Genomic DNA, 23079 nt, shown 5'->3' with positions numbered 1-23079 from the left:
TAGGTCAATTCAGGAGGAACAATAGATGAGTCAAAATGAACAACAGAAAGAACAAGAACGGTTATCCCGGAAAGAACGCCGGAAGCAAAAGCGGAATCGCCGGAGCGTTGCGTTGGGCGGTATTTTGGCGACTGTCCTGATTGTCGGCGGATGGGGTTATATGGTGTCGACGAATGATGCCAGCCAAGCGACGTCGACCGTCGAGTCACCGAAAACGACCGGAGGCGAACAAGAGAAAGAAGCGAAAGATACGAAAAAATCAGCGTCGGCCGAGCAAAAGAAAAAAGAGAAGAAAGCCAAGAAAAAGACAGATAAACCAGAAATCAGCCAAGCTGCATGGGTCACACGTCCTTTTGCGGATGTCTATCAGGATGCCAATCGGAGTAGCGTTATCTATAAAGCTGATTTAGGGGATGTCTATGAAATTTTAGATGCGGAGAACGGGATGGTTCACTTGAAATTGAGTGATGCTGTCGAAGGTTATATTCCGGAAACAGATGTCCGGATGGATGTTCCGTCGTCCGTCAAAGACAAGACATTGCTTGAGACATTATCACAAGTCGTTGCCAATCAACCGATCGAGAAGCCGGAACAATACCTCGGGCAGCCGCTCGAAAAATTCGAAGCGAAGTACGGTAAGCTCGGGAATACGCAAAAAGATGCCGTCAACACGTATCACTTCTCAAATGCGGGTTATCTGCTTGTCGTATCCGACGGAATCGTCGAAGCGATCGACTGGACGAATGCATCAGCCTCCGGTCTGTCGGCTTTAGGGGAACCTGTCGTTGAAACGAGTTACGGTACATGGTACCAGGGTGAGAAATTACAATTGAAAGCTTTCCCGGACAATGGATCAACGCGACTTCGTCTCGCGCGTGACCCAGGGAAATAAACCGGAACGGTCTGTCTTTGACAGATCGTTTTTTTTCGTAAAAAAACCCTCCCGAGTCATGGACTCAGGAGGTCGAAAATCCTTGGGAGGAAGTTTTCTTAGTAGACGCCGACAGCATCAAATGATTTCGCTGCTGCTGTTGCTTCTGCACTTGTTGAACCGTAAAGGTCTTTCGCTGATTGAACGACTGCTGCGCGGAGCGAGCTGAAGTTCGAGTTCGGAGTCAAGTAAACGCTGAGGGCACGGTAGTAGATTGCGCCGAGTTTCGGTACGCCGACACCAGTGACTGTGACACCAGTGTGTGTTCCACCGTTACCGAGAAGGTAAGCGGCTTTGTTGACGATACCTGAGTTCGTGTGGACACCACCGTTATCCTGTGTACCTGTGTAGCGTTTTGAGTAGTGGTCCGGATCGCCGTAAGCAGCCGGGTTAGACATCGAACGGAGTGCGTCGCCGCTGACACCAGGTGTATAGATGTCTTCTCCTACGAGCCAATCAAAGTTCGATCCGACTGAGTACTCAGCAACTGTTCCCATGATATCGGAAACGGCTTCGTTGATGGCACCCGATTCATTTTGGTAGACGAGTCCAGCTGTGTACTCTGTGACGGCATGCGTCAATTCGTGGGCAACGACGTCAAGTGCACCAGAGAGGTATGTGAATGTTGAACCGTCTCCATCACCATAGACCATCTTCGTTCCATCCCAGAACGCATTGTTGTAGCTCGTTGAGTAGTGGACAGAAGAGTTCAATGCAGCACCTGCGTTGTCATAACTGTTGCGGCCGTATGTGTTTTTGTAGAAATCATACGTTTTCACTGCGTTAACTTGTGCGCTTACAGCGGCACGGTCGTAGGTTGTATTGAATTGGTTATCGAGATCCGCCCAAAGCGAACCTGGAAGTGTGTTACGGTTTTTCGCATCGTACGTGTAGATTCCTTTACCGCGTGTTGAATCCTGCAGGTAATAGTAAGAACCGCTCTTCACCGTGTTGAAGGTTGCAGTTGTTCCGAGAACTGTCGTACCTGTACCGACTGAAGTCGTTCCGGTTACTGTGTTGACTGGTTTTGCGTGAGCGAGTTGATCGTATTTATTAAGAACTTTACCTGAATTCGCATCGATGAAGTAAGTCCAGCGTGATGGCTCTTTGCCGGCGAGGACAGTTGATGTGACCTTGTAAGCATAGACCGCATCGTCTTTGACTGGATAGATGACGAGTTCTGCTTTAGGAGCCACTTCGAATTCTGTTGCTTTGATGGCTTTTTGATAAAGTTTAAGTGCTTTTTTCTCAGAAAGTGATGCTTTTTTAGCGAGACCAGGTTTGCCTTTAACGTTGATAGCATCATTTACGACTGCTTTCAAAGTACCGTCTTTCGCAACATTTCCGACGACGACACTACCAAAGACAGGGACGCCATCCACTTCTTGTTGGAGACGTACGATCTGTGAAGATCCGTCTTTTTCGACATTCTGGACAGAGAAGTCACCTTTTTTGTTGACGTACTCTTTAACGATTGATGCAGCTGGTTCTGATGAAGCTTTCGTCAGTTTACCAGTTTGAAGACCTTCTGCTCCGACGACTGTAGGAACGACAAGTACACTTGCGACAAGCGATGTAGCGAGAAACTTTTTCAAAATAAATCGCCTCCTTGTTTGGGTTGAGTCTAACTATGCCAAAGAAAAGGAAAAGCGAGAATAAGGCGTTCGTATTAATTAGAATTTTCTGAATATAGTACTTAATACCCTGACTGAATAGTTAAGTGACATAAAAAAAGATAAGAGAACATAAAAAAACCGCTTAAGATAGCGGTTTTAAAGGATACGTTGATAGAGATGATGTGTATTGTCACGTGTCTCGTCAATTTTAAAATTCAGCGGATCCAGTGTAATACCATGCTTCTGCGCAAAGCGCTGCATCTTCTCAAACGATTTCCAAATCTCAATGTCAGACCCTTCATGTTTCCAAAAAATATAACGGGCCGGAGGAATGTGATGTCCTTTCATCCCTTTAGGAATATGCTCAAGCGATTCTACCGGAAGACCGATACACTGCATATGTTTTGTCCCGCGTTGTCCAAGTGACAAATCAAGTGGATAACTTCCCGGTTCAGCGGGAATTTCATGCGAGCGTCGTGAAAATTCACGCCACAGTTCCGGCATAAGTGCATGTAATTCATTTTCTTCGCATGTCAAACCAAGTCCGACAACATATAATTCGTGACGATCGACAATTTTAGGGTGCATAAGAAACTCCTTTCATGAAAATCAAGAAGCGCTGATAACAGGAGGTCTCTTCAAATCAAGAAACAGTTGTGTAAAGGAAGCATCCCATTGTGTCCCGCTGCCTTCTTCCAAAATGGCGAGTGCTTTTGCAACGGGCATTCCTTTCCGGTAAGGGCGATCGGATGTCATCGCGTCATAGGCATCAGCAATCGCCATGATCCGTCCGAAGACAGGAATCGATTCTCCCGCCAAACCTTCTGGATAACCTTTCCCATCGTAACGCTCGTGATGGTACTTTACCCCGGGAAGAATCGGTTGTAACTTCTCCGGGAGATGAACTTGCGATAAAATATGCACGCCGATGACGGGGTGTTGTTTGATTTTGTCGAACTCGTCATCGGTCAAGCGTCCTTCCTTCAATAACACATCATCCCGGATTCCGATTTTTCCAATGTCATGTAAAAGGGCGGATTTACGCAACAGTTCGACTGAATCATCGGTCAAGCCGGCAGCGCGGGCAATCTCAACCGAATATTCCGCGACGCGTAATGAGTGTCCGGCGGTATACGGATCCCGGGCATCAAGTGTCGCAGCAAACAAGGTAAACAAACTGTCGAGCAACTGTTCGTTTTCCTGATCGCGGCCTTGGATACCTTCGACCATCAAGTTGAAGCCGCCGACTAATTGAGAGAATTCATCGGAAAAAGGATTGTTGATCGTGTTCAACTGACCCGACTCAATCTGGGCAACTCCTTCTTGCAAAGCCAGGATCGGTTTTTGAATATTTTCATATAGAAGCAAACTGCAAAATGTCGCAAGACAAAGGATGACGATTAAGATTAAGGTCGACCAACTCCAGTAGGAGCGCAGGCTCTCGTTCTCTGTCAACTGGACGGCAGAAGCGAGAACGAACAATAAAATCGGGAAGACACCAATGATCAGTGTACTGATTAACATTTTTTGCCGGAGGCTGATGAAGTCCTTTTTGGTCAAGATAAGCTCACCATGACCATATTGTTGCGATTGAACCGTTAATTCTGCCAACATGGATTCCGTGACACGATACGTTAAGAAAAATTCGATTAAAGCATGCAAGATGGCAACGAGAATGGCACCAAAGCAAGCAAGACCGATCAGATAATACGGCATTTCGAGCCAGTTGAAATGAATGGCGAGTGCCGTTAAGGAAGAAGACGGAATCGATAATCCAAGGAAATGAGGTCCGAGAATACGTTTAATGGTCAGTAACGGAAAACGGTGAGTCGTCCGAAAAGCAGCAGTAAGTTGTGCTTGGCTCGGAGTCGATGTCTGAAAGAATTGATAGAGCGGACGCATATGTTTTCGATAGATCGTATATTCGAAGCTAAACATTAAAACAACAGAGAGAAACATGATTGTCAGCAAAATTACACGTTCTCGTGCATCGAATGTCAACGTTTCGAAAATAAATAGACAGCCGACACCGAACACAGCGACAAAGGATCCAATCAAGTAATTCTTCAAAAGTTGTCGTTCGAATTTTTGGAGAGGTGTCATGAGTTGCCTCCTTTTGAATTAAGTCATGTATGTAGCGTATCGCGATACGTAACCGACAATCTGTTCTCTTTTAAAAAATGAGGGGAACGATTGATGAACGGTTTATTATTAATATCGGTCAATTTCCGTAAAAATGAACTAAATTCCAAAAATAGGTATAGTTACAAAGTACTAATTGTTCTAAAAGTAATTGATTAAGCAACTAAAACAATATATGATTTGAATATTCAGAAAAGTTATCTCGGTCATGCTTTTCACTACTACATAGGGGGTCAGTTCACGTGGGAAAAAAGAAACAGCTTAGCTTAGCCGTCTTATCCGGAATCACGGCAGCCGCATTTGCCGTTGGTCCAGTTTTACCTGGTGGGAAGGTAAAATCTGTTGAAGCTGCTGAAAAAGCAGTAGCCGGTGCACCGATGGATTTAAACACGGTTGATCAGGAACGTCTATTGAAAGTGCTTGAAAAACGTGGGGTCGTCTCAAAAGCTGCATCTGCAGCAGAAAAACAAAAAGCCGTTCAAAAGTATCTTGATAAAAAGGCGAACGGGAAACCGGAAGCCGATCATGATCATGAGACGGAAAAAGAAGCGAAATTTGATCAAAAAACAAAGGATTTCTTGACGAAACAAAAAGATCAACTGGCGAAACAACTCGCTAAAAATCACAATAACTACAAAAAAGGTAAAAAAGATGGGTTTGTCAAAGTCGATAAAGCCAAACAAGCAGCTTACAACGGTGCTACCCGGACAGACAAAGTACTCGTCTTACTTGTCGAATACAGCGACTTTAAGCATAACAATGTCGTCCAAGAACCGGGATACATGTATTCGAAGGACTTTAACCAAAAACATTATCAAGACTTGATGTTCGGAGATAAAGAATTCGAGCTGTTCAACGGCGATAAGGTCAAGACGTTCAAACAATATTATGAAGAACAATCCGGTGGCAGCTACTCAGTCGATGGGAAAGTATCGAACTGGTTAACAGTACCGGGTACGGCAAAAGATTATGGTTCAGACAATCCGAAAGGCGGCAATGATAACCTTCCGGGCGCAAAAGGACCACGCGGTCTTGTTAAAGATTCATTGAATGCAGCGGTAAAATCCGGCATTAACCTTGCAGAGTATGATCAATTTGATCAGTACGATTTAGATGGTGACGGCAACCAGAATGAGCCGGACGGTCTCGTCGATCACCTGATGATTCTTCATGCCGGAACAGGACAAGAAGCAGGCGGCGGAACGCTCGGCGACGACGCAATCTGGTCGCACCGTTGGACACTCGATGGAGTTTATCCTGTTGCGAATACAACTTCAAATTCTACAAACTGGGGCGGCAAGATGGCAGCCTTCGATTATACGGTTCAACCGGAAGACGGTGCAGTCGGCGTCTTCGCTCACGAATTCGGACACGATCTTGGACTTCCGGATGAGTATGATACACAGTATACAGGTCAAGGTGAGCCGGTTGCTTCATGGTCGATCATGAGTGGCGGTAGCTGGAACGGTAAAATTGCCGGAGCAGAACCGACAAGCTTCTCACCACAAAATAAAGAGTTCTTCCAAACTGTCATGGGCGGAAACTGGGCGAACATCCAAAACGTTGATTTCGATTCACTTTCAAAAGCAGGAACGGCTTCGTACCTCGATCAAAGTGTCACGAAATCAAAAAATCCTGGAATCATTAAAGTCAACTTACCGAAAAAGCCGGTTAAAGGAATCGCTCCAGCTTTCGGTAAAAAATACTACTACAGCACAAAAGGAAATGATCTCCACACGTCAATGACGTCACCAGAGTTTGATTTGACGGCTGCGACATCTGCGAAGTTTGACTACAAAGCATACTTCGATGTCGAATACAATTATGACTTCTTGAAAGTCACAGCAACAGCTGACGGTGTCTCGAAAGAGATTGATGTCATCGGTAACGAGGATACGGACGGTGATCAACGTGCCGAATCTTCAAAAGGTGCATGGGTCGACAAATCATATGACCTCAGCGAATTTGCCGGTAAAAAGGTTACATTGACGTTCGACTACACAGGGGATGCCGGTCTTGCCCTCGATGGTTTTGCGCTTGATAACGCAAAACTGACAGTCGACGGAAAAGTCGCCTTTGAAGACGATGCAGAAGGTACTCCGAAATTTAAATTGGACGGTTTCGTGGCTTCGGATGGTTTCAGCTACGCGGACAACGCATACTACCTCGAATGGCGGAACTATGCAGGCTCAGATAAAGCACTTGAGCATGCACGTGGCGTGAAATACAACACGGGTCTCGTCGTTTGGTATGCCGATAGCAGCTTCACAGACAACTGGGTTGGCGTTCACCCGGGTGAAGGATTCCTCGGTGTCGTCGATTCGCATCCAAAAGCAATCGTTGGAACACTCAAAGGACAACCAGTCGTCACAGGAAGCACACGTTACCAAATCGCGGATGCGGCTTTCAGCTTCGACAAAGCACCAGCATGGCTCATCGACTCGCCATCACGTGGTCTTTACGATTACAAAGGACTTTCTGGCGTAACGAAGTTTGATGATTCTAAATCGTATATCGATCAATTGATTCCGGATGCAGGAAAACTGCTCCCGAACAACGGTCTTAAAGTACAAGTCATCGGTGAAGCGAAAGATAACTCTGCTGGAGCAGTCTGGATCCACCGTTAAGAAAAAGGAGCAGGTTCGGAGCAATCCGAATCTGCTTTTTTTTAGTTCGAAAAGTGGAATCAATTGGTAAATTATTGGTCAGACAACTTGACTTTTAAAGCGCAATCATTTTATACTGACGTTAGCTTAATATTGTTATTGTCACTACTGATTCACATTGCGTCACGAACAATCTTTTCGTCGCTCCATGTATTTCGGGACAATAATGAATTTCTTTCATATGCGTGGCATATGTATTAAGTAATTTATTTTTGGAGGTTGTTCCCATGAACACAGGTAAAGTAAAATGGTTTAACGCAGAAAAAGGTTTCGGTTTCATCGAAGTTGAAGGCGGAGAAGACGTATTCGTACATTTCTCAGCAATCACTGGTGAAGGTTTCAAATCACTTGACGAAGGTCAAGAAGTTGAATTCGAAATCACTGAAGGCGCACGTGGAGCACAAGCTGCTAACGTCGTAAAACTTTAATCTTAACTTTTCAATCGTCCTTTTTCGAAAGGGCGATTTTTTTAATGAGTTAATATCTTGAATTCAAGATATATATGCGCTATACTGACGGTACAAACTATTCATTCAGAAAAGGACGTGGCAAACATGGAATTACTTGGTATTCATCACGTATCGATTTTAACGGGAATGGCGGAACGGAACTATCAATTCTATACACAGGTTCTTGGGATGCGTCTGATCAAAAAGACGGTCAATCAGGACGATACGACATCGTATCATCTGTTTTATGGAGATGCAGAAGGGAATCCGGGAACGGATCTGACTTTTTTTGATATTCCCCATTTAGGGACCGGTGTACCCGGTGCGTCAAGCATCTCGTCGACATCACTCCGGGTCAAAACAACAGCATCCCTTCAGTTTTGGGTAGAGCGCTTTACGCAACAAGGCGTCGATCATGATTCGATTGTCGAACGGGCGGGGCGTCAGACGCTGGCGTTTCGTGATCAAGAAGGAACCCGGTTGATTCTTGTCGCAGAAGACGGGGAACAAGGTGTTGCAGGAGGCGTGCCGTGGAAACACGATGAAATTCCGGCTGAACATGCAATCGTCGGCTTAGGTGCCGTGACGCTGACCGTCAATGATCCGGAACCGACCGCTCTTGTCTTAACCGAAGTTCTTGGCTTTAAGAAAATCGGCAGTTATCCATCGCTGGCCGGTGATTTTGCGGAGATTGACGTCTACTCGACGGGACAAGGTGGAATCGGGGCAGAAGTTCATCTCGAAGCTCGCCCGGATCTCGACCGGGAACGGCTCGGCCGTGGCGGCGTCCACCATGTAGCGTTCCGTGTACCGAACAGTGAAGAGTATGACTTATGGGTGAAACGATTGAAAGAATACCGTCTGCCAAACTCAGGGAAAGTCGACCGTCACTATTTCCAGGCGCTCTATTTCCGCGAACCGAATCATATTTTGTTTGAATTATCGACGGATACACCGGGATTTGCAACGGATGAATCAGTCGAAACCCTCGGTGAGACATTAGCTCTGCCGCCATTTCTCGAACCGCAACGGGAGCAAATCGAAGCCCGTCTCCGCCCACTCGAAATCTGACAATCCTGTGACACAGGTCACAGACTGACGGGCGTCCCGTATACTAAAGACAGGAACCAGGAAAAAGGAGTGACGGGATGTTAGGAACTACGTTAGGTCAATTTCGATTGATTGCGATTTTAGAAGGTATTTCATTTTTAGTCTTACTGTTGATTGCCATGCCCTTAAAGTATATGGCAGATATTCCGGAAGCCGTTTCAGTCGTCGGAGCCATGCACGGTGTGTTATTCGTCATGTATGCACTATGGCTTGCTGTCGTTAAATTCAAATACCGTTGGTCGTTTGTAAAAGCAGGAATCGCCTTTATCGCTTCGTTCATTCCATTCGGGACATTTGTACTCGATCGAAAGTTAAAACAGGAAGCAACAAACGCGTAAATTGTGTATACTAGAAAAAGCACGGCTGTGGATAACTGTTTTGTCGATTCGAAGCAGGTTATCCACAGCTTTTTTCTGTGGATAATTTTTAGGAGGATACTATGTCAACATTTGAAGCACTACACATTCAAGAACAATGGGTAAAAAAATTACAAAAACAAGGCATCAAACAACCAACGCCGATTCAAGAGCAGGCGATTCCGCATTTGCTCGCCGGTCGTGATTTAATAGGAAAAGCACAAACCGGAACAGGGAAGACGCTGGCGTTTCTTCTGCCGATTCTCGAACAAATCGATTTAGACAGCAAAACGGTCCAAGCGTTGATCGTCGCACCGACACGTGAACTCGCACGTCAGATTGCAGATGAAACACACAAGTTAATCCGGAACATGGAAGATATCCGTGCGCTGGCTGTATACGGTGGACAGGATGTCTTCAAACAAATCCAACGTCTCGGTCGCATGCCACAAATCATCATCGGGACGCCGGGGCGGATTTTGGATCACGTCGGTCGCGGAACACTTGATTTGAGTGAATTGAAGACGCTTGTTTTAGATGAAGCGGATCAGATGCTGCAAATCGGATTCTTACCGGAAATCGAAGATATCATTGCAGCAGCACCAGTTGATCGTCAGTTCGTCATGTTATCAGCGACGATGCCGGAAAAAGTCGAGCAACTCGCGAAAACGTATTTGCGTGATCCGATTGAAGTCCAAGTCGAGGCAGAAAAAGTAACGGTCGATGCAATCGAACAGTTCGTCGTCGAGACGACGGACCGTCGGAAACAGGCGACACTCCGGACGATGCTTGACGAGATGCGTCCTTATGCCGCCATCATCTTCTGCCGGACACAACGCCGTGTCAGCAAGCTGAATGAAGAATTACAGATGCAAGGGTATCCGACGGATGAATTGCACGGTGGTTTGACGCAAGGGAAACGTGAAAAGGCGATGGCGAAGTTCTATCAAGGAAAAACACCATTCCTGATTGCGACAGACGTTGCATCACGTGGTCTTGACGTGACTGGTGTCACGCACGTCTTTAACTACGATTTACCGGACGATGCGGAAAGTTATGTTCACCGGATCGGTCGGACAGGTCGTGCCGGAAACGACGGCGTAGCGATTTCAATCGTCACACCACGTGACGGTCGCAGTTTCCGTGATATGGAACGCGAACTGGGTGTCGAAGTGACACCGATTGTCGTCGAACTTTCGGATGAAATGATTCGTGCACAGCACGATCAAAGTAAAGGAACGAAAAAACCGGCGGAAGGTCGCGGTAACACACGCCGCTCGAGCAACCGTCGTCCAGGCCGTGATCACCATAAATAAGTAAGTAAAAATCCCCTTTTCTTGAACTGCCCCATAAAAGTTGGACATAAAAATCCAACTTTTATGGGGTGTTTTTTATGGTCAAATATACAAAGGCGTTTAAAGTCCAGGTCGCTGAGCGTTATCTGACAGGACGAGACGGATACCGAGGTGTGGCGAAAGAATTCGGGATAACGCATAACCTGGTCCGTGAGTGGTCACATCTCTATGAGCGCTGGGGGGAAACGATCTTCGATCCTTCCTATACAACACACTCGCTGGCATTTAAACTGGAGGTATTAAACGACATGGCGACCAATAAGCTGTCCAATAGAGAGACGGCCGTAAAATACCGAATTTCCTCCCCGGGGATGATTTCGACATGGCGATCGACGTATGAACGGGAAGGGACCGCAGGTCTGGTCGCCAAACCGAAAGGACGTGCCCCGATGACGAGACGCAAGAAGAAGGATTTTGAAGAGATGACAGAAGTCGAGAAGCTCAAAGATCGGATCGAGTATCTCGAGATGGAGAACGCTGCGTTAAAAAAATTGAAAGCCTTGGTTCAAGAAGAGAATGCGCGACGAACCGGATCAAGGCACAAGTAATCGACGAATTGCGGTCAATCTATCCCGTTCCGGGACTCCTCCGCGTGCTCGGAATGGCCAGGAGCGTCTATTACTATTGGCGGACGCGCCTGACGGGCGAAGACAAGTATGCGGAGGTGAAGGCAGCCATCCATCCATACCCTCTTCCACGAACACGAGGGACGATGTGGTTATCGTCGCATCCACGCACTTCTCGAACGCCAGGGCTTCCGGCACGATCCGAAGACCGTGCGCCGTCTCATGAACGAGCTCGGTCTCAAATGTCTCGTCCGCATGAAGCGATACCGCTCCTATAAAGGACGGGTCGGAGAGGTCGCACCGAATCTTCTCCAACGGGACTTCAAGGCCACCGGCCTGAACCAGAAATGGGTGACTGACGTCACTGAGTTTCACCTGTTCGGTGAGAAGCTCTACCTGTCGCCGATGATGGACTTGGGAAACCGTGAGATCATTGCCTATACCCTATCGGACCGCCCTACATATCGATTCGTTGGTGAAATGTTAGACAAGGCAATCGGGAAGCTCGACGGGAAAGCCCGACCAATCCTCCATTCCGATCAAGGGTGGCATTATCAATATAGAGCGTTCACTGGTACGCTCCACGAGCACGGCATTACGCAAAGCATGTCCCGTAAGGGCAACTGTCTCGACAACGCAGCCATCGAAAGCTTCTTCGCCGTGCTCAAGTCAGAGCTCCTGTATCTCAAGGAGTTCGATGACATGGACCACTTCAAATGTGAGCTCGAGCGTTACATCGAGTACTATAACCATCGTCGTATCAAGAGACGACTAAAAAACCTGAGCCCGGTGGAATACCGGACTCAGGTCCTCAAGGTCGCCTGACAAATTATTTATTGTCTAACTTTTTTGGTTCAGTTCATTCTCCATGGATCTTTTGGAGGAAAGGGGATTTTTTATTTGGCGTACACCATCTGTCCGCCGAGATGACCGGTATAAGCGAGTAAACCGCTTCCGACAACAGCAACAATCAGGCTCAGCATAAGCATTGTTTTTTTGTTGGAACGGTAGCCGAGCAACAGGAGAACAAAGGCAATTCCAAAGGCAACGAGACTGAACAAGGCGAAATTTTCATGATTCGAGATGGCAGCGTGTGTTGCACTGCTCAGGTTGGTTTCTGCATATTCTTCTGCTCCGTCACCGGATAAATACGCTGCGACGCCGGACAACAGGCCGGCAAATAAAGTGATGAGGACAAATAATTTTAACTGGACCCATTTCAAACTGAATAGTAATAAGAGTGTTGCGAACAGTAAAAGAGCGATCGGTGCATGAACGAGCAGGGGATGAAGTGGTACGCCACCTAACATAAGATAACCTCCTTGATAAGTAATAAGAACATACTGTTACTTTAACCGGGTTATCTGACAGTTAGCTGACGGTCATTAAGAAAGTGGAAAAAGAATCGTGAAGCGTGTTCCGGTTTCGGGTGTGGATTCAACCAAGATAGCGGCTTGATGTGTATCGGCAATCGATTTGGCGATGGCGAGCCCGGTTCCGGTACCATGGCGAGAGTGGTCACCGCGGAAGAACCGTTCAAATATCTTATCTTGATTTTCCGATGGAATGCCGATTCCGTGATCAGCGATAGTTAATCGAACACCGGTTGACGTCTGTTGCAGTTGAACTTCAATATCAGCATCGCTGTAAGCAACGGCATTTTCTAAAAAAATCGTCAACAAACGGATTAATTGATTGGCATCTCCCTTGATCAACAGGTGAGGTGTGACGGTCAAAGCCAATGTCCGATCGACCAACGTATGTTTAAACCGTTCAGAAGTCTGCGTGACGAGTGTTCTTAAATCGACCGGGCTCATGGATCCGGGTTGACCGGACATTTCTTTTTGACACTATCGGTGTTAGCCGGTCTACTCGGTTCATTCCCGGCATTGAGAAAACAAAAGACACGTCTGCATAATATTCACCTGTACAGTGGCTGGGCCGGATTATTGGCGATTGTGCTTCATGCGACGCTGATCGTCGTCGATACGTATGCTCCTCTGAGTTTACTTGAAATTCTGATTCCGGGAACGGCATCCTATGAGCCGCTTTGGAATGCCTTTGGAACGATCAGTCTGTACCTGTTTGGTTTTGTCTTGGTTACTTCTGATTTCTTGAAAGAGGCGCTCGGAAAAACATTATGGAAATTAACGCACTGGCTTGTCCTGCCGGCCTGGCTCTTGATGACGCTTCACGGGATATTCATCGGGACGGATACAGGAACACTTTTCACGACCATTTGGTATGCCTGTTCGACACTGACATTGTTTACACTGATTTTGTACCGGATGCAGGTCCGTCCGAAAACAGCAACACCTAAAAAGCAAGCGTCCTCACTAGTGAAATGAGGACGCTCGTTTTTTAGCGTTGTCTTAACCACGTGGTCCAAGCCTGAAAGGCATCTTCCCGATTGTCGATATAGTTGTGATCACTATCGACAATGATTTGTTCAAAGGCGCTGGCATCCTGAAGCAAGTCATGATGAAGTGATTTGATGGACGTCTCATCACGTTCCGACGTCACAAGTAAGGCGGAACGTGTTCCGAGTTGTTCTTTCAGTGACAGCAGGTTCCACGTCGCATGATGTCGTTTTAGTTCGTCGAGCAGTATGTCGCCGTCGGTATGCGACAGGAACTGGGCTCCGCGGCTCAAGACGCCTTGTAACGCCTCTTCATGTTCCGGATAATCGAGTACCAGTTGACCGATCAAACCGAAGTTGAATGGAGAGATACCGATGTAATGCGCAATATCCGGAACATCGACGAACGCATGAAGTCCGGCAAAGCCGCCCATACTGTGGCCGACGATTGAAATCTGATCTACTGAGATATCGTGTGCTTGCGTAAAGGCGGGAGAAATGACATGTTGCATGATGGCAGTCGCATCTTCAAGGACATGTTGGAAACGGAATGCTCCCGGACTGCCAATCGTTCCGCGGTAAGACGTCACAAGGACGTGAAAGCCAAGGTTTTGTAATTGAACCGCCCAGTCCATGTTCAATTGTTTCCCGGGGAATCCATGAAACAGGACGATGAGTGGGGCAGGAGCAGCGAGCGCAGGAGAGTAGAGACGGCAAAATAACGACTCGTCCCCGCCGCTCGGAAGTTCGAGTAATGATAAGTTGGCTTTTTTAGTGATGGTTTCCATGACATCCACTCCTTCAGAAAAAGTTGCATCTGCCATTTAGTTTGATATAAATCGCTGAACAAGGCAATGATTAAGTCTATGAATTAAATGGAAGCACAAAAAAAGACGGAACGCAGGACTCGATCTAAAATCGAGTCCCGGCCTTCCGTCAGATGGTGTTTACCTTTAGAACACTTTTGTCGTCCACGATTCACAATTCCATAAATCCGTTGCGACGGCTTCGTAAAATTCAGGTTCGTGTGAAATCAACAGAACCGTTCCTTTATACTCCTGAAGAGCCCGTTTGAGTTCTTCTTTTGCTTCGACATCCAAGTGGTTGGTGGGCTCATCGAGAACAAGAATGTTGGATTCTGTGTTCATCAATTTACAAAGGCGGACCTTCGCTTTTTCCCCACCACTGAGGACTTCGATTTTCGATTCGATGTGTTTCGTCATCAAACCGCATTTCGCGAGCATAGCCCGGACCTGCTGCTGTGTCAGAGACGGGAATGTGCCCCAAATCTCTTCGATACACGTATTCGAATTTTTCTCCTTGATCTCCTGTTCGAAGTAGCCGATGTGAAGATTTTCTCCACGTTCGACTGTACCGGAAACCGAAGGAATCTCACCAAGCAGACTTTTGAGTAACGTCGACTTCCCGATACCATTTGCCCCGTGTAACGCGATTTTTTGACCGCGCTCAATCATCAAGTCAAGCGGACGGGAAAGCGGCTCATCGTATCCGATGACAAGTCCTTTCGCTTCGAACATCAACTTACTTGGTGTCCGGGCTGTCTGGAAATGAAACTCAGGTTTCGGACGTTCCTGCGCGAGTTCGATGACATCCATCTTATCGAGTTTCTTCTGACGGGACATCGCCATGTTCCGTGTCGAGACACGGGCCTTATTTCGGGCGACGAAGTCTTTCAGCTCGGAAATTTCCTGCTGTTGACGTTTAAAGGCTGACTCATGTTGCTTCTTCTTCGCCTCATGGACAGTCAGGAAGTTGTCGTAATCACCGACGTAACGATTGAGTCCTTGGTTTTCCATATGGTAAATCAAGTTGATGACACTGTTCAAGAATGGAATATCGTGTGAAATCAAGATGAACGCATTTTCGTAATCATTGAGGTAACGTTTCAACCATTCGATATGTTGCACATCCAAGTAGTTGGTCGGCTCATCGAGTAACAGGATGTCTGGTTTTTCAAGCAACAGCTTCGCGAGCAGGATTTTTGTCCGCTGTCCGCCGCTTAGTTCCTGGACATCACGATCGAGACCGATCTCATCAAGACCTAGACCGCGTGCGATTTCTTCGACTTTCGCATCAATCGTATAAAAATCATTGTTCGTCAAGATGTCTTGTAAGACACCGACTTCTTCTAACATTTTTTCGAGTTCGTCTGGTTCGACTTCACCCATTTTTGTATACAGATCATTGATTTCCTGCTCGATGTCGAACAAGTATTGGAATGCTCCTTTTAAGGCGTCACGAATCGTGAGTCCTTTGGAAAGAACAGCATGCTGATCCAGATAGCCGACACGAACGTGTTTCGCCCATTCGACTTTTCCTTCGTCTGGTTCGAGCTGTGAAGTAATGATGTTCATGAACGTCGATTTACCCTCACCGTTTGCTCCGACAAGACCGATGTGTTCCCCTTTTAACAGACGAAACGAGACATCTTCGAAAATCGCACGATCGCCAAAACCATGGCTTAAGTTTGATACCGTTAAAATACTCATAGTTACTCCCTTATTTCACGAATTCAATTAGACGCCTGTCCGTTTTTTCTGGTTGTTCGTTTTTTTCGTTTTTTGGCTTGTCATTTGTTTTGTTTCTGTTCCGCGCAAACCGGTCGGACGTTTTGTCTGTGATTGTTTTTTTGCTTTTAATTGTTCAATCATTGCTTCTTGAAGAGACAATTTTTTTGGTTGTTCGCTCATGTGTGTTCACCTCGATTAATTCGTTCTTATCCTCTAGTATGCCAAAAAAAACCTGTCTTGAAAACGAACTATACTTAATTCTTTCATTAAATGATTTCTTCGCCTAAATAAATCACGTAACAATTTCGGTCTAAATCGACTTCACAGCTGTCTCGTTCAAAGACGCCGTGATCGGGTACGCTCAATTTATCTTTAACTAAAAAGCGCATGGCCTGGATATGATTCGGGACGGTCACTGTCTTGATGACCGGATGTGAAGCACTTTCCTGGAAGCGTCGGAATTCGAGATGAATCTGGTGCGGCGGATAGACACGGTCCGCCGGATCACGGGGAGACGCTTCCACATGATCGACGATTAACTGATCGTATTCGCCGTCCATTTCATTGGAACGCAACTCATATAAGTGACCTTCGATGATATGAAATTCGCAAAGTTGATGCGCAATGATTTCCTCCGGTTCAATGGCAAAGCGGCTGTATTGATAAATTGATTTGAACTCATTTTGATCTTCGACATAATAGGCAAGTGACATTTGATTTCCTCCTCAAGTCTTCTTCGTTATTCTACTAGCATTAACAAAAAAAGTTCCGGAACGACTTAGAAACTTTTTTGGTGGAAAAAGCGTATACTTAGAATAACAAATTGTGATGAGAGGGGTATGCGATGTGAGTTGGATGAAGCAGGCAACACTTGCAGCTACGTTATTAATCGGAACGACGCTCAGTGGATGTGGATCGGACAATGCAAAAGCGGAACGTCCGGATGATCCGGATTGTGATGATTATGAATATGATAACGATGAAGGTGTTTGGTATTGTGATGATTCAAGCTCGACACACTCGGGGTTCTTTTACTGGGGAGGAAGTTACTTTGCTTCACGCGCCTTGATGCATAGTGCGATGCGAACGAAAGGATACACACCCCGATCAAAGGACGTCAAAAGTTATAATGCCAAGACAAAAGGATTTGGGACCGGGTCATCGTCCGGCTTCTTCGGCGGATGAGGACACGACAGGAATTGTACGGGGATATCGACGCTTTTTGGGATGTGCTGGATGGGGAAATTTACGCTTTGGCGGAAGTGATGCCCGTTTCGAACGAGACGATTCAGGCATTGCGGACAGCGGCACGAGAAGCGTATACCATCTTTGAAAAAGTGATTCCGATTCTTTGGACGATGGATGACGACGGATTAATTGAACTTGGTTTTCCAAAGGATGCTTTACCGTTTTTACGGTTACAGACGATGCGTCCTTTATCAGTCATCAGCCGCTTCGATTTCATTGTCACAAATCATCGGATTTCGATCATGGAATGGAATGCGGATACGCCGACATTCATTAAGGAGTCCTTTGAAGTCAATGATCGGATTGCGCGAAAAGTGGGTTTTCGATCAATTAATGACGGACAAGCGAAACAGTTGGCGGACAGCGTTGATCGTGCGGTGAAGGCGGCAAGCCACAGGATTCGTCACGAACAGCCGCACGTCGTCTTCACGTCACACGGAGACAACATCGAAGACCGGTGGACGACAGAGTATCTGCAACAATTTGTTGCCGGTGCTACATACTGTCCTCTTGACGAACTTGAGATACGGGCAGAAGATGGGTTGTATGACCAACAGGGACGGCGAATCGATATTCTGTACCGGCAGACGTTTCCGATTGAGATGGCTTTACTCGACCGTGATGAAGACGGAACAGAGCTGGGACATTTGTTGCTGCAGCTCGTCGAGATGGGATTGCTTGAAATCATCAATCCACCGTCGGCTTTTCTGATGCAGGCAAAATCGGTATTGGCCTTGATTTGGCTCTTGCATGAAACAGACCATCCTTATTTGACCGGGCGTGATCATGAGATTATTGCTCAGTATTTCTTACCGACCTATTTGAGTCCGGAGCCGTTTTTACGTCAAAATCAGGCATTTGTTGAAAAACCAATCTTTGGACGGGAAGGGGATACGGTTACTGTCCGTCAAGGGGACGGGAATGTCCTGTTCAGCAACGAACAACGTTCATTCAGCGATCAGTCTGCCGTGTATCAACGTTATCAGGAATTACCGATATGGTCATTAGAAGATGAAACAGAAGTCGCATATATGTTTGGTGTATTTGTGCTTGGCGGGCGACCGAGTGCTGTCGGGGTGCGGGCAGGTGAACGGATCACGGGGAATCGATCTTATTTCTTACCGATCGGACAACGTGAAAATCAAGAGGAGGATGGATGATGAAAGCAGCTATTTTAGGAGCGACTGGTTTAGTGGGGCAAGAACTGGTTGATCAACTATTGGCGCATGATGAATATCAGGAAGTACATGTTCTCGTACGTCGTCCGATGAATCGATTTCATCAAAAACTCGAAGAATGGGTGATTGATTTTGATCATGTGACGGAAATCGAATTACCGGAAGTCGACCACGTTTACTGTGCGCTGGGGACAACGATCAAACAGGCTGGGTCGCAAGAAGCGTTTCGTCTCGTGGATTATACATATCCAATTGAAGTGGGACGGGAATTGCTTGATCTAGGGGCTACTCGATTTGCTCTGATTTCGGCACTCGGCGCCCATCCGAATGCGAAAACATTTTATAACCGTGTCAAAGGGGACGCGGAAAATGGATTACGCGTACTCGGTTACGATGCCTTACTTATTTTCCGCCCTTCGTTATTGTTAGGCGAGCGGGATGAATTCCGTTTTGGCGAACAGGCGGCGGCCCGGGTATCCACTGTGTTACGTCCATTGTTGCGGCGCAGCCCGTACGCACCGATTGAAGCGGCGAAGGTCGCGCAGGCGATGATTCATCATACGCTGCATGAACCACCGGGAGTAACGATTGTTGAATCAAAAGAGATGCAGACTTGAGTGAGCGGATTTTTCGTATCACTCTTTTTTGTGTACCGAAATTAATATTTGACTCCTCAAATGATTTACGGTTGAATGATATAGTGCTGTCTCACAAACAAAAAAAGAAGTGAGACAATTCAGGCAAAACAGTGTATTTGCGTTCAATTCGTTCGTTCATGCTTATCGTTTGGGGAAAGCGGGAAAAGATTGGACAATGTGCACATATCGAAGGTAGACGAAAGGAGCCGTTCACATGGCAGAGTTTGATCGCGATCAGGTCTACAAGACTGTTCCGCAAAAAGGATTCTTCGGAAATCCAAAAGGACTGTTCACGTTATTCTTTACTGAGTTTTGGGAGCGCTTCTCCTACTACGGGATGCGTGCCATCCTCATCTTCTACATGTATGATTCAGTTGCCAACGGTGGTCTTGGAATCGACAAGCCGACTGCTGCATCGATCATGGCAGTATACGGTTCACTCGTATACATGTCCGGTATCATCGGCGGTTGGGTCGCTGACCGGCTGCTCGGTACTTCCCGGACCGTTTTCTATGGTGGAGTGCTCATCATGCTCGGACATATCGTCCTCGCGTTACCGGCCGGAATCACGGCATTGTTCATCTCAATGGGATTGATCGTCATCGGAACAGGGTTCTTGAAACCAAACGTTTCGAACATCGTCGGTGATCTGTACAGCAAAACGGATAACCGTCGTGACGCCGGATTCAGTATCTTCTACATGGGGATTAATGCCGGTGCATTCCTCGCACCATTGATTGTTGGTAAAGTTTCAGACTCAGCAGGATATCACGCTGGTTTTGCACTTGCTGCAATCGGGATGTTCTTAGGTTTGATCGTTTTCGTCTTAACGAAGAAAAAGAACCTGGGACAAGCGGGAACATACGTCTTGAATCCGCTTGAAGGCAATGAACGGAAACGATTCTTTACGATTGCAGCCGTTGTCGTTATCGTGCTTGCGGTTCTTGGAACGATTGCATCGCTGACAGGATTGTTGACGATCAGCCGCTTTACGCTCATGGTCACGTTCCTCGGAATTTTGATTCCGATTGCTTACTTCACTTTCATGCTGCGGAGTCCGAAGATTACGGATGATGAACGTTCGCGTCTGCTTGCGTACATTCCGCTCTTCATTGCAGCTGCAGTATTCTGGGCGATTCAGGAACAAGGTTCATATGTTCTTTCGATTTTTGCGGATGAACGGACAAATCTTTCGTTCCTCGGCTTTGGTCTGGAACCGGCCTTCTTCCAGTCTCTGAACCCACTGTTCATCATCGTCTTGGCACCTGTATTTGCAAGCTTTTGGGTGAAACTTGGTGATCGCCAACCGACGACAATGCAGAAGTTTTCGTTTGGTTTGGTATTTGCCGGCTTATCCTTTATCGTCATGATGTTACCGGGCTTGTTGTTCGGAACAGATACGACGGTCAGTCCGCTTTGGCTTGCGCTCAGCTTCTTTCTCGTTGTCATCGGTGAGTTATTCTTATCACCGGTCGGATTATCTGCAACGACGAAATTGGCACCGGCTGCCTTCTCGGCACAGACGATGAGTTTGTGGTTCTTGACGAACGCGACCGGACAAGCCGTCAATGCTCAAATCGTAAAATATTACGGAGCGGATACAGAAGTGGCGTACTTCGGAATTACAGGACTTGTTGCCATCATTCTCGGGATCATCCTGTTCGCTTTCGCACCAAAACTTCAAAAATATATGCGTGGTATTCGTTAAGAAATTTCCACGAAAAAAAGACAGCTGGCTTGGAAGTATACCTTCCAAGATCAGCTGTCTTTTTTTAATCATTCGTTCGGATATGACGCAGTGACTCAGCAAGCAAGGCAACGAGTGTTCCGAGTACGAGACCATTCGACATCAATGTCGTGACGAGTGGAGGTAAATCCGAAGTGGCACCTTTCGGAAGAAGTAGGGCACCGATTCCGACTAGAACCGGTAAGCCGACCGTAATCATGGCGGTCTGGCGATTCAATTCCCGCGAAGCTTCCGTGACCCCGATAATCGCCATTCCGGCGACGATTGGAGCAACCATTGCGTATCCGACAGCGACCGGAATCTTTGCAATCAGTCCGACGAACGGAGTGACGACGCTGAGGAACAGACAAATGGCATTGGCAATCGCAAAGGCCTTCCGATCCGTATTATCGGTTGAAGCGATGAAACCGGCTGTCCCGGAAATCGCAACGGGACCGACCGTTCCGAACATTCCCGCGAAAATTTGCCCGATTCCGGCTGTGACGCCGGCTGTCGCGACTTGTCCCTTCACTTGCTCACCACGTTTTGCACTGATGATTCGTTCAATGACTTTGATGTTCGCCAAGACGTTTGTCATCAGCAACAATGAGATGATCAGTGCTGTCGGGAGTAAGCTCCAGTCGAGTTGAATACCACCGAACGGCATCAAATCAGGGAAGGTAAAGAACGGACCGTCGAACGTCGGCATTTCGGCACGACCAATCAAAGCAAACATGCTCCAACCAACGAGCAGGGTGATCAATAACGCATACTGACGCAACCGATCGCTACGTTCTAAATAAAGTGAGATGATGACGGTTAAGACAGAAATGACGGCAGGAAGCACCTGAATCTTTCCGTCTTCGATATTGAGCAATCCTTTCATGACCGAACCGGATAATTGAGCCGATAACAGTAACATATAAACACCGATGACTTGTGGTGTGAACAGAGGAACGAGTCGACGAAGCACCCCGGTCAGGGTGAGAATGATACAGATGATCCCGCTTAAGATGAGAAGAAAACCTAACGACTGTAACGTGTTGGAGTAACTGCCGTACAAGGTGATTCCGATGGAAGAATAAAGCGCGAATACTCCCCACCAAATACCGGCAGGGCCTTCCATGATCGGCAGACGGTGGCCGAATAACACTTGAATGAGACTTAAAATCGCAAAAACGAATAAACAACGTGAGAGGAAAGCGAGGGTATCTGCACTTGATAGTTCAAATGAGGCAGCAATCGCGAGTGGCGGGGCAATGTTAGTACAAATAATAAACAAAAACCACTGAATCGTGGAGACAACAGTACGTGGCAAAACAAATGATTCCCCTTTCGAATAACGGATGCTTTTTTAATCTTAAACCAAATATTGAAAAAGAGATAGATACGCTTACATTAACTGAAAATTCAAAACACTACTTTCATATGTGATTTTGCACATTATATTGGGTATCATAAAAGAGGAGGGATGAATATGAAAAGATGGTTAAAACGAATCAGCATCAGTCTACTGATTCTGGTAGGGATCTTAGTTGCAGCATTCATGATTTGGGCTCAATTTGATTACAATCCAACAAAAGAAGCAAAACAGTATTTCGGTGAACCGGTCGGACAAGGTTATCAGTTCGGAGACGACACGAGTGAAACGGGCTTCATTTTTTATCAAGGGGCCAAAGTGGATCCCGCTGCATACAGCTATTTCGGTCACCAATTGGCACAAGAAGGATATTATGTCGCCCTGCCGAAACTGCCGTTTAATATTGCGCTGCTGGACTCTAAAAAGGGATTATCGATCATCGAAGAGCATCCAAAAATCAAGCAGTGGTATTTGATTGGTCATTCGTTAGGCGGAAGCGCCGCTTCAACGATTTTGGAAGACAGTCCGAAAATCAAAGGCATGATTTTTTTAGCTTCTTATCCGATTGATGTAATCGATACTCCGTCGCTAACCGTCTACGGTGGAAGGGACGGGGTTTTACCGGTCGAGGATATTGAGGACAGTAAACAGGATGTCCGTTCTGATGCAGTGTTTCATCTGATCCAGGATGGAAACCATGCCAACTTCGGGATGTACGGCAAACAAAAAGGGGACAATGACAGTCCGTTGACGCCAAAAGAACAACAGGATGAAACGTTGAAGGTGATCCGGGAATTCGTATCTGCACAGTAAAAAAAGACCCGCTCTTCTGTCTGATTGGACAGGGG

At 46.6% G+C, this 23079-nt stretch carries 24 protein-coding genes; 14 read left to right on the top strand and 10 right to left on the bottom strand.

The features are described from left to right. Positions 1–25: 25 nt before the first annotated feature. Positions 26–892 (top strand): hypothetical protein, encoded by an 867-nt coding sequence (locus ACP26N_RS15510; RefSeq protein ID WP_131973519.1) that lies wholly within the window; start codon positions 26–28, stop codon positions 890–892. A 98-nt stretch (positions 893–990) separates the two neighbouring features. Here the strand turns inward: ACP26N_RS15510 and ACP26N_RS15505 are convergent, their stop codons facing one another. From ACP26N_RS15505 to ACP26N_RS15495, 3 genes are all read right to left on the bottom strand, one after another. Then, positions 991–2526, bottom strand: coding sequence for a M4 family metallopeptidase (locus tag ACP26N_RS15505; protein WP_131503543.1), 1536 nt, complete (start codon positions 2524–2526; stop codon positions 991–993). 177 nt (positions 2527–2703) lie between these two features. Next, a complete protein-coding gene (locus ACP26N_RS15500; RefSeq protein ID WP_131503542.1) occupies positions 2704–3135 on the bottom strand; it encodes a GyrI-like domain-containing protein in 432 nt (143 codons plus the stop codon). A 21-nt stretch (positions 3136–3156) separates the two neighbouring features. Beyond that, positions 3157–4650, bottom strand: coding sequence for an HD domain-containing phosphohydrolase (locus ACP26N_RS15495; RefSeq protein WP_131503541.1), 1494 nt, complete (start codon positions 4648–4650; stop codon positions 3157–3159). 281 nt (positions 4651–4931) lie between these two features. Between ACP26N_RS15495 and ACP26N_RS15490 the strand changes: the two genes are divergently transcribed. The 7 genes from ACP26N_RS15490 (at position 4932) to ACP26N_RS15460 (ending at position 12016) form a co-directional block, all read left to right on the top strand. After that, positions 4932–7316 (top strand): immune inhibitor A domain-containing protein, encoded by a 2385-nt coding sequence (locus ACP26N_RS15490; protein WP_131973516.1) that lies wholly within the window; start codon positions 4932–4934, stop codon positions 7314–7316. Between the two features lie 266 nt (positions 7317–7582). After that, positions 7583–7783, top strand: a complete 201-nt coding sequence (locus ACP26N_RS15485) for a cold-shock protein (protein ID WP_012371797.1) — start codon at positions 7583–7585, stop codon at positions 7781–7783. A 126-nt stretch (positions 7784–7909) separates the two neighbouring features. Next, positions 7910–8875 carry a ring-cleaving dioxygenase gene (locus ACP26N_RS15480; RefSeq protein ID WP_131503539.1) on the top strand — a complete coding sequence of 322 codons (966 nt, stop codon included), beginning with the start codon at positions 7910–7912 and terminating at the stop codon, positions 8873–8875. A 77-nt stretch (positions 8876–8952) separates the two neighbouring features. Continuing rightward, entirely contained in the window at positions 8953–9252 is a 300-nt protein-coding gene (locus ACP26N_RS15475) for a DUF3817 domain-containing protein (RefSeq protein ID WP_131503538.1), read from the top strand. 101 nt (positions 9253–9353) lie between these two features. Continuing rightward, positions 9354–10586 (top strand): DEAD/DEAH box helicase, encoded by a 1233-nt coding sequence (locus ACP26N_RS15470; protein WP_131503537.1) that lies wholly within the window; start codon positions 9354–9356, stop codon positions 10584–10586. 77 nt (positions 10587–10663) lie between these two features. Then, positions 10664–11173 (top strand): helix-turn-helix domain-containing protein, encoded by a 510-nt coding sequence (locus tag ACP26N_RS15465; RefSeq protein WP_426354308.1) that lies wholly within the window; start codon positions 10664–10666, stop codon positions 11171–11173. A 132-nt stretch (positions 11174–11305) separates the two neighbouring features. Further along, positions 11306–12016 carry an IS3 family transposase gene (locus ACP26N_RS15460; protein WP_426355422.1) on the top strand — a complete coding sequence of 237 codons (711 nt, stop codon included), beginning with the start codon at positions 11306–11308 and terminating at the stop codon, positions 12014–12016. 71 nt (positions 12017–12087) lie between these two features. Here ACP26N_RS15460 and ACP26N_RS15455 read toward each other — a convergent pair whose 3' ends face one another. Continuing rightward, positions 12088–12501 (bottom strand): DUF2231 domain-containing protein, encoded by a 414-nt coding sequence (locus ACP26N_RS15455; protein ID WP_131503536.1) that lies wholly within the window; start codon positions 12499–12501, stop codon positions 12088–12090. A gap of 75 nt (positions 12502–12576) precedes the next feature. Then, positions 12577–13029 (bottom strand): sensor histidine kinase, encoded by a 453-nt coding sequence (locus tag ACP26N_RS15450; RefSeq protein WP_426354307.1) that lies wholly within the window; start codon positions 13027–13029, stop codon positions 12577–12579. Between the two features lie 6 nt (positions 13030–13035). On the opposite strand from ACP26N_RS15450, the gene ACP26N_RS15445 reads away from it, so the two are divergent. Further along, positions 13036–13539: a hypothetical protein gene (locus ACP26N_RS15445; RefSeq protein WP_426354306.1), complete on the top strand. Its 504-nt coding sequence runs from the start codon at positions 13036–13038 to the stop codon at positions 13537–13539. 13 nt (positions 13540–13552) lie between these two features. On the opposite strand, the gene ACP26N_RS15440 is transcribed toward ACP26N_RS15445, so the two are convergent. The 4 genes from ACP26N_RS15440 to ACP26N_RS15425 form a co-directional block, all read right to left on the bottom strand. Then, a complete protein-coding gene (locus ACP26N_RS15440; protein ID WP_131503530.1) occupies positions 13553–14338 on the bottom strand; it encodes an alpha/beta hydrolase family protein in 786 nt (261 codons plus the stop codon). A gap of 165 nt (positions 14339–14503) precedes the next feature. Continuing rightward, positions 14504–16060, bottom strand: coding sequence for an ABC-F family ATP-binding cassette domain-containing protein (locus ACP26N_RS15435; protein WP_012371786.1), 1557 nt, complete (start codon positions 16058–16060; stop codon positions 14504–14506). A gap of 27 nt (positions 16061–16087) precedes the next feature. Then, entirely contained in the window at positions 16088–16261 is a 174-nt protein-coding gene (locus tag ACP26N_RS15430; protein WP_012371785.1) for a hypothetical protein, read from the bottom strand. Between the two features lie 86 nt (positions 16262–16347). Next, complete coding sequence (locus tag ACP26N_RS15425; protein ID WP_114596682.1) at positions 16348–16794, bottom strand: hypothetical protein; 447 nt, start codon at positions 16792–16794, stop codon at positions 16348–16350. Positions 16795–16936: 142 nt separating this feature from the next. Between ACP26N_RS15425 and ACP26N_RS15420 the strand changes: the two genes are divergently transcribed. The 4 genes from ACP26N_RS15420 to ACP26N_RS15405 all read left to right on the top strand — a co-directional run bounded on the left by ACP26N_RS15420 (position 16937) and on the right by ACP26N_RS15405 (position 20853). Further along, positions 16937–17266 carry a hypothetical protein gene (locus tag ACP26N_RS15420; RefSeq protein WP_114596785.1) on the top strand — a complete coding sequence of 110 codons (330 nt, stop codon included), beginning with the start codon at positions 16937–16939 and terminating at the stop codon, positions 17264–17266. After that, the gene (locus tag ACP26N_RS15415; RefSeq protein ID WP_131973513.1) at positions 17263–18489 is read left to right on the top strand and encodes a glutathionylspermidine synthase family protein; all 1227 of its coding nucleotides are present in this window, start codon (positions 17263–17265) and stop codon (positions 18487–18489) included. Before ACP26N_RS15420 ends, ACP26N_RS15415 begins: the two co-directional genes overlap by 4 nt. Beyond that, positions 18489–19124 carry an NAD(P)H-binding protein gene (locus ACP26N_RS15410; RefSeq protein WP_034769584.1) on the top strand — a complete coding sequence of 212 codons (636 nt, stop codon included), beginning with the start codon at positions 18489–18491 and terminating at the stop codon, positions 19122–19124. The genes ACP26N_RS15415 and ACP26N_RS15410 overlap by 1 nt, the downstream gene beginning before the upstream one ends. A 235-nt stretch (positions 19125–19359) precedes the next feature. Then, entirely contained in the window at positions 19360–20853 is a 1494-nt protein-coding gene (locus tag ACP26N_RS15405) for a peptide MFS transporter (protein ID WP_131503528.1), read from the top strand. Positions 20854–20917: 64 nt separating this feature from the next. On the opposite strand, the gene ACP26N_RS15400 is transcribed toward ACP26N_RS15405, so the two are convergent. Continuing rightward, positions 20918–22189 (bottom strand): purine/pyrimidine permease, encoded by a 1272-nt coding sequence (locus tag ACP26N_RS15400; RefSeq protein WP_131503527.1) that lies wholly within the window; start codon positions 22187–22189, stop codon positions 20918–20920. A 159-nt stretch (positions 22190–22348) separates the two neighbouring features. On the opposite strand from ACP26N_RS15400, the gene ACP26N_RS15395 reads away from it, so the two are divergent. Then, positions 22349–23044, top strand: coding sequence for an alpha/beta hydrolase (locus tag ACP26N_RS15395; RefSeq protein WP_131503526.1), 696 nt, complete (start codon positions 22349–22351; stop codon positions 23042–23044). Positions 23045–23079: the final 35 nt, after the last annotated feature.

The sequence above is a fragment of the Exiguobacterium sp. R-39 genome (genome assembly GCF_049942815.1).
Classification (GTDB): Bacteria; Bacillota; Bacilli; order Exiguobacteriales; family Exiguobacteriaceae; genus Exiguobacterium_A.
The sequence above is the reverse complement of the archived record's forward strand: the minus strand, read 5'-3'. Positions and strand labels throughout refer to the sequence as shown.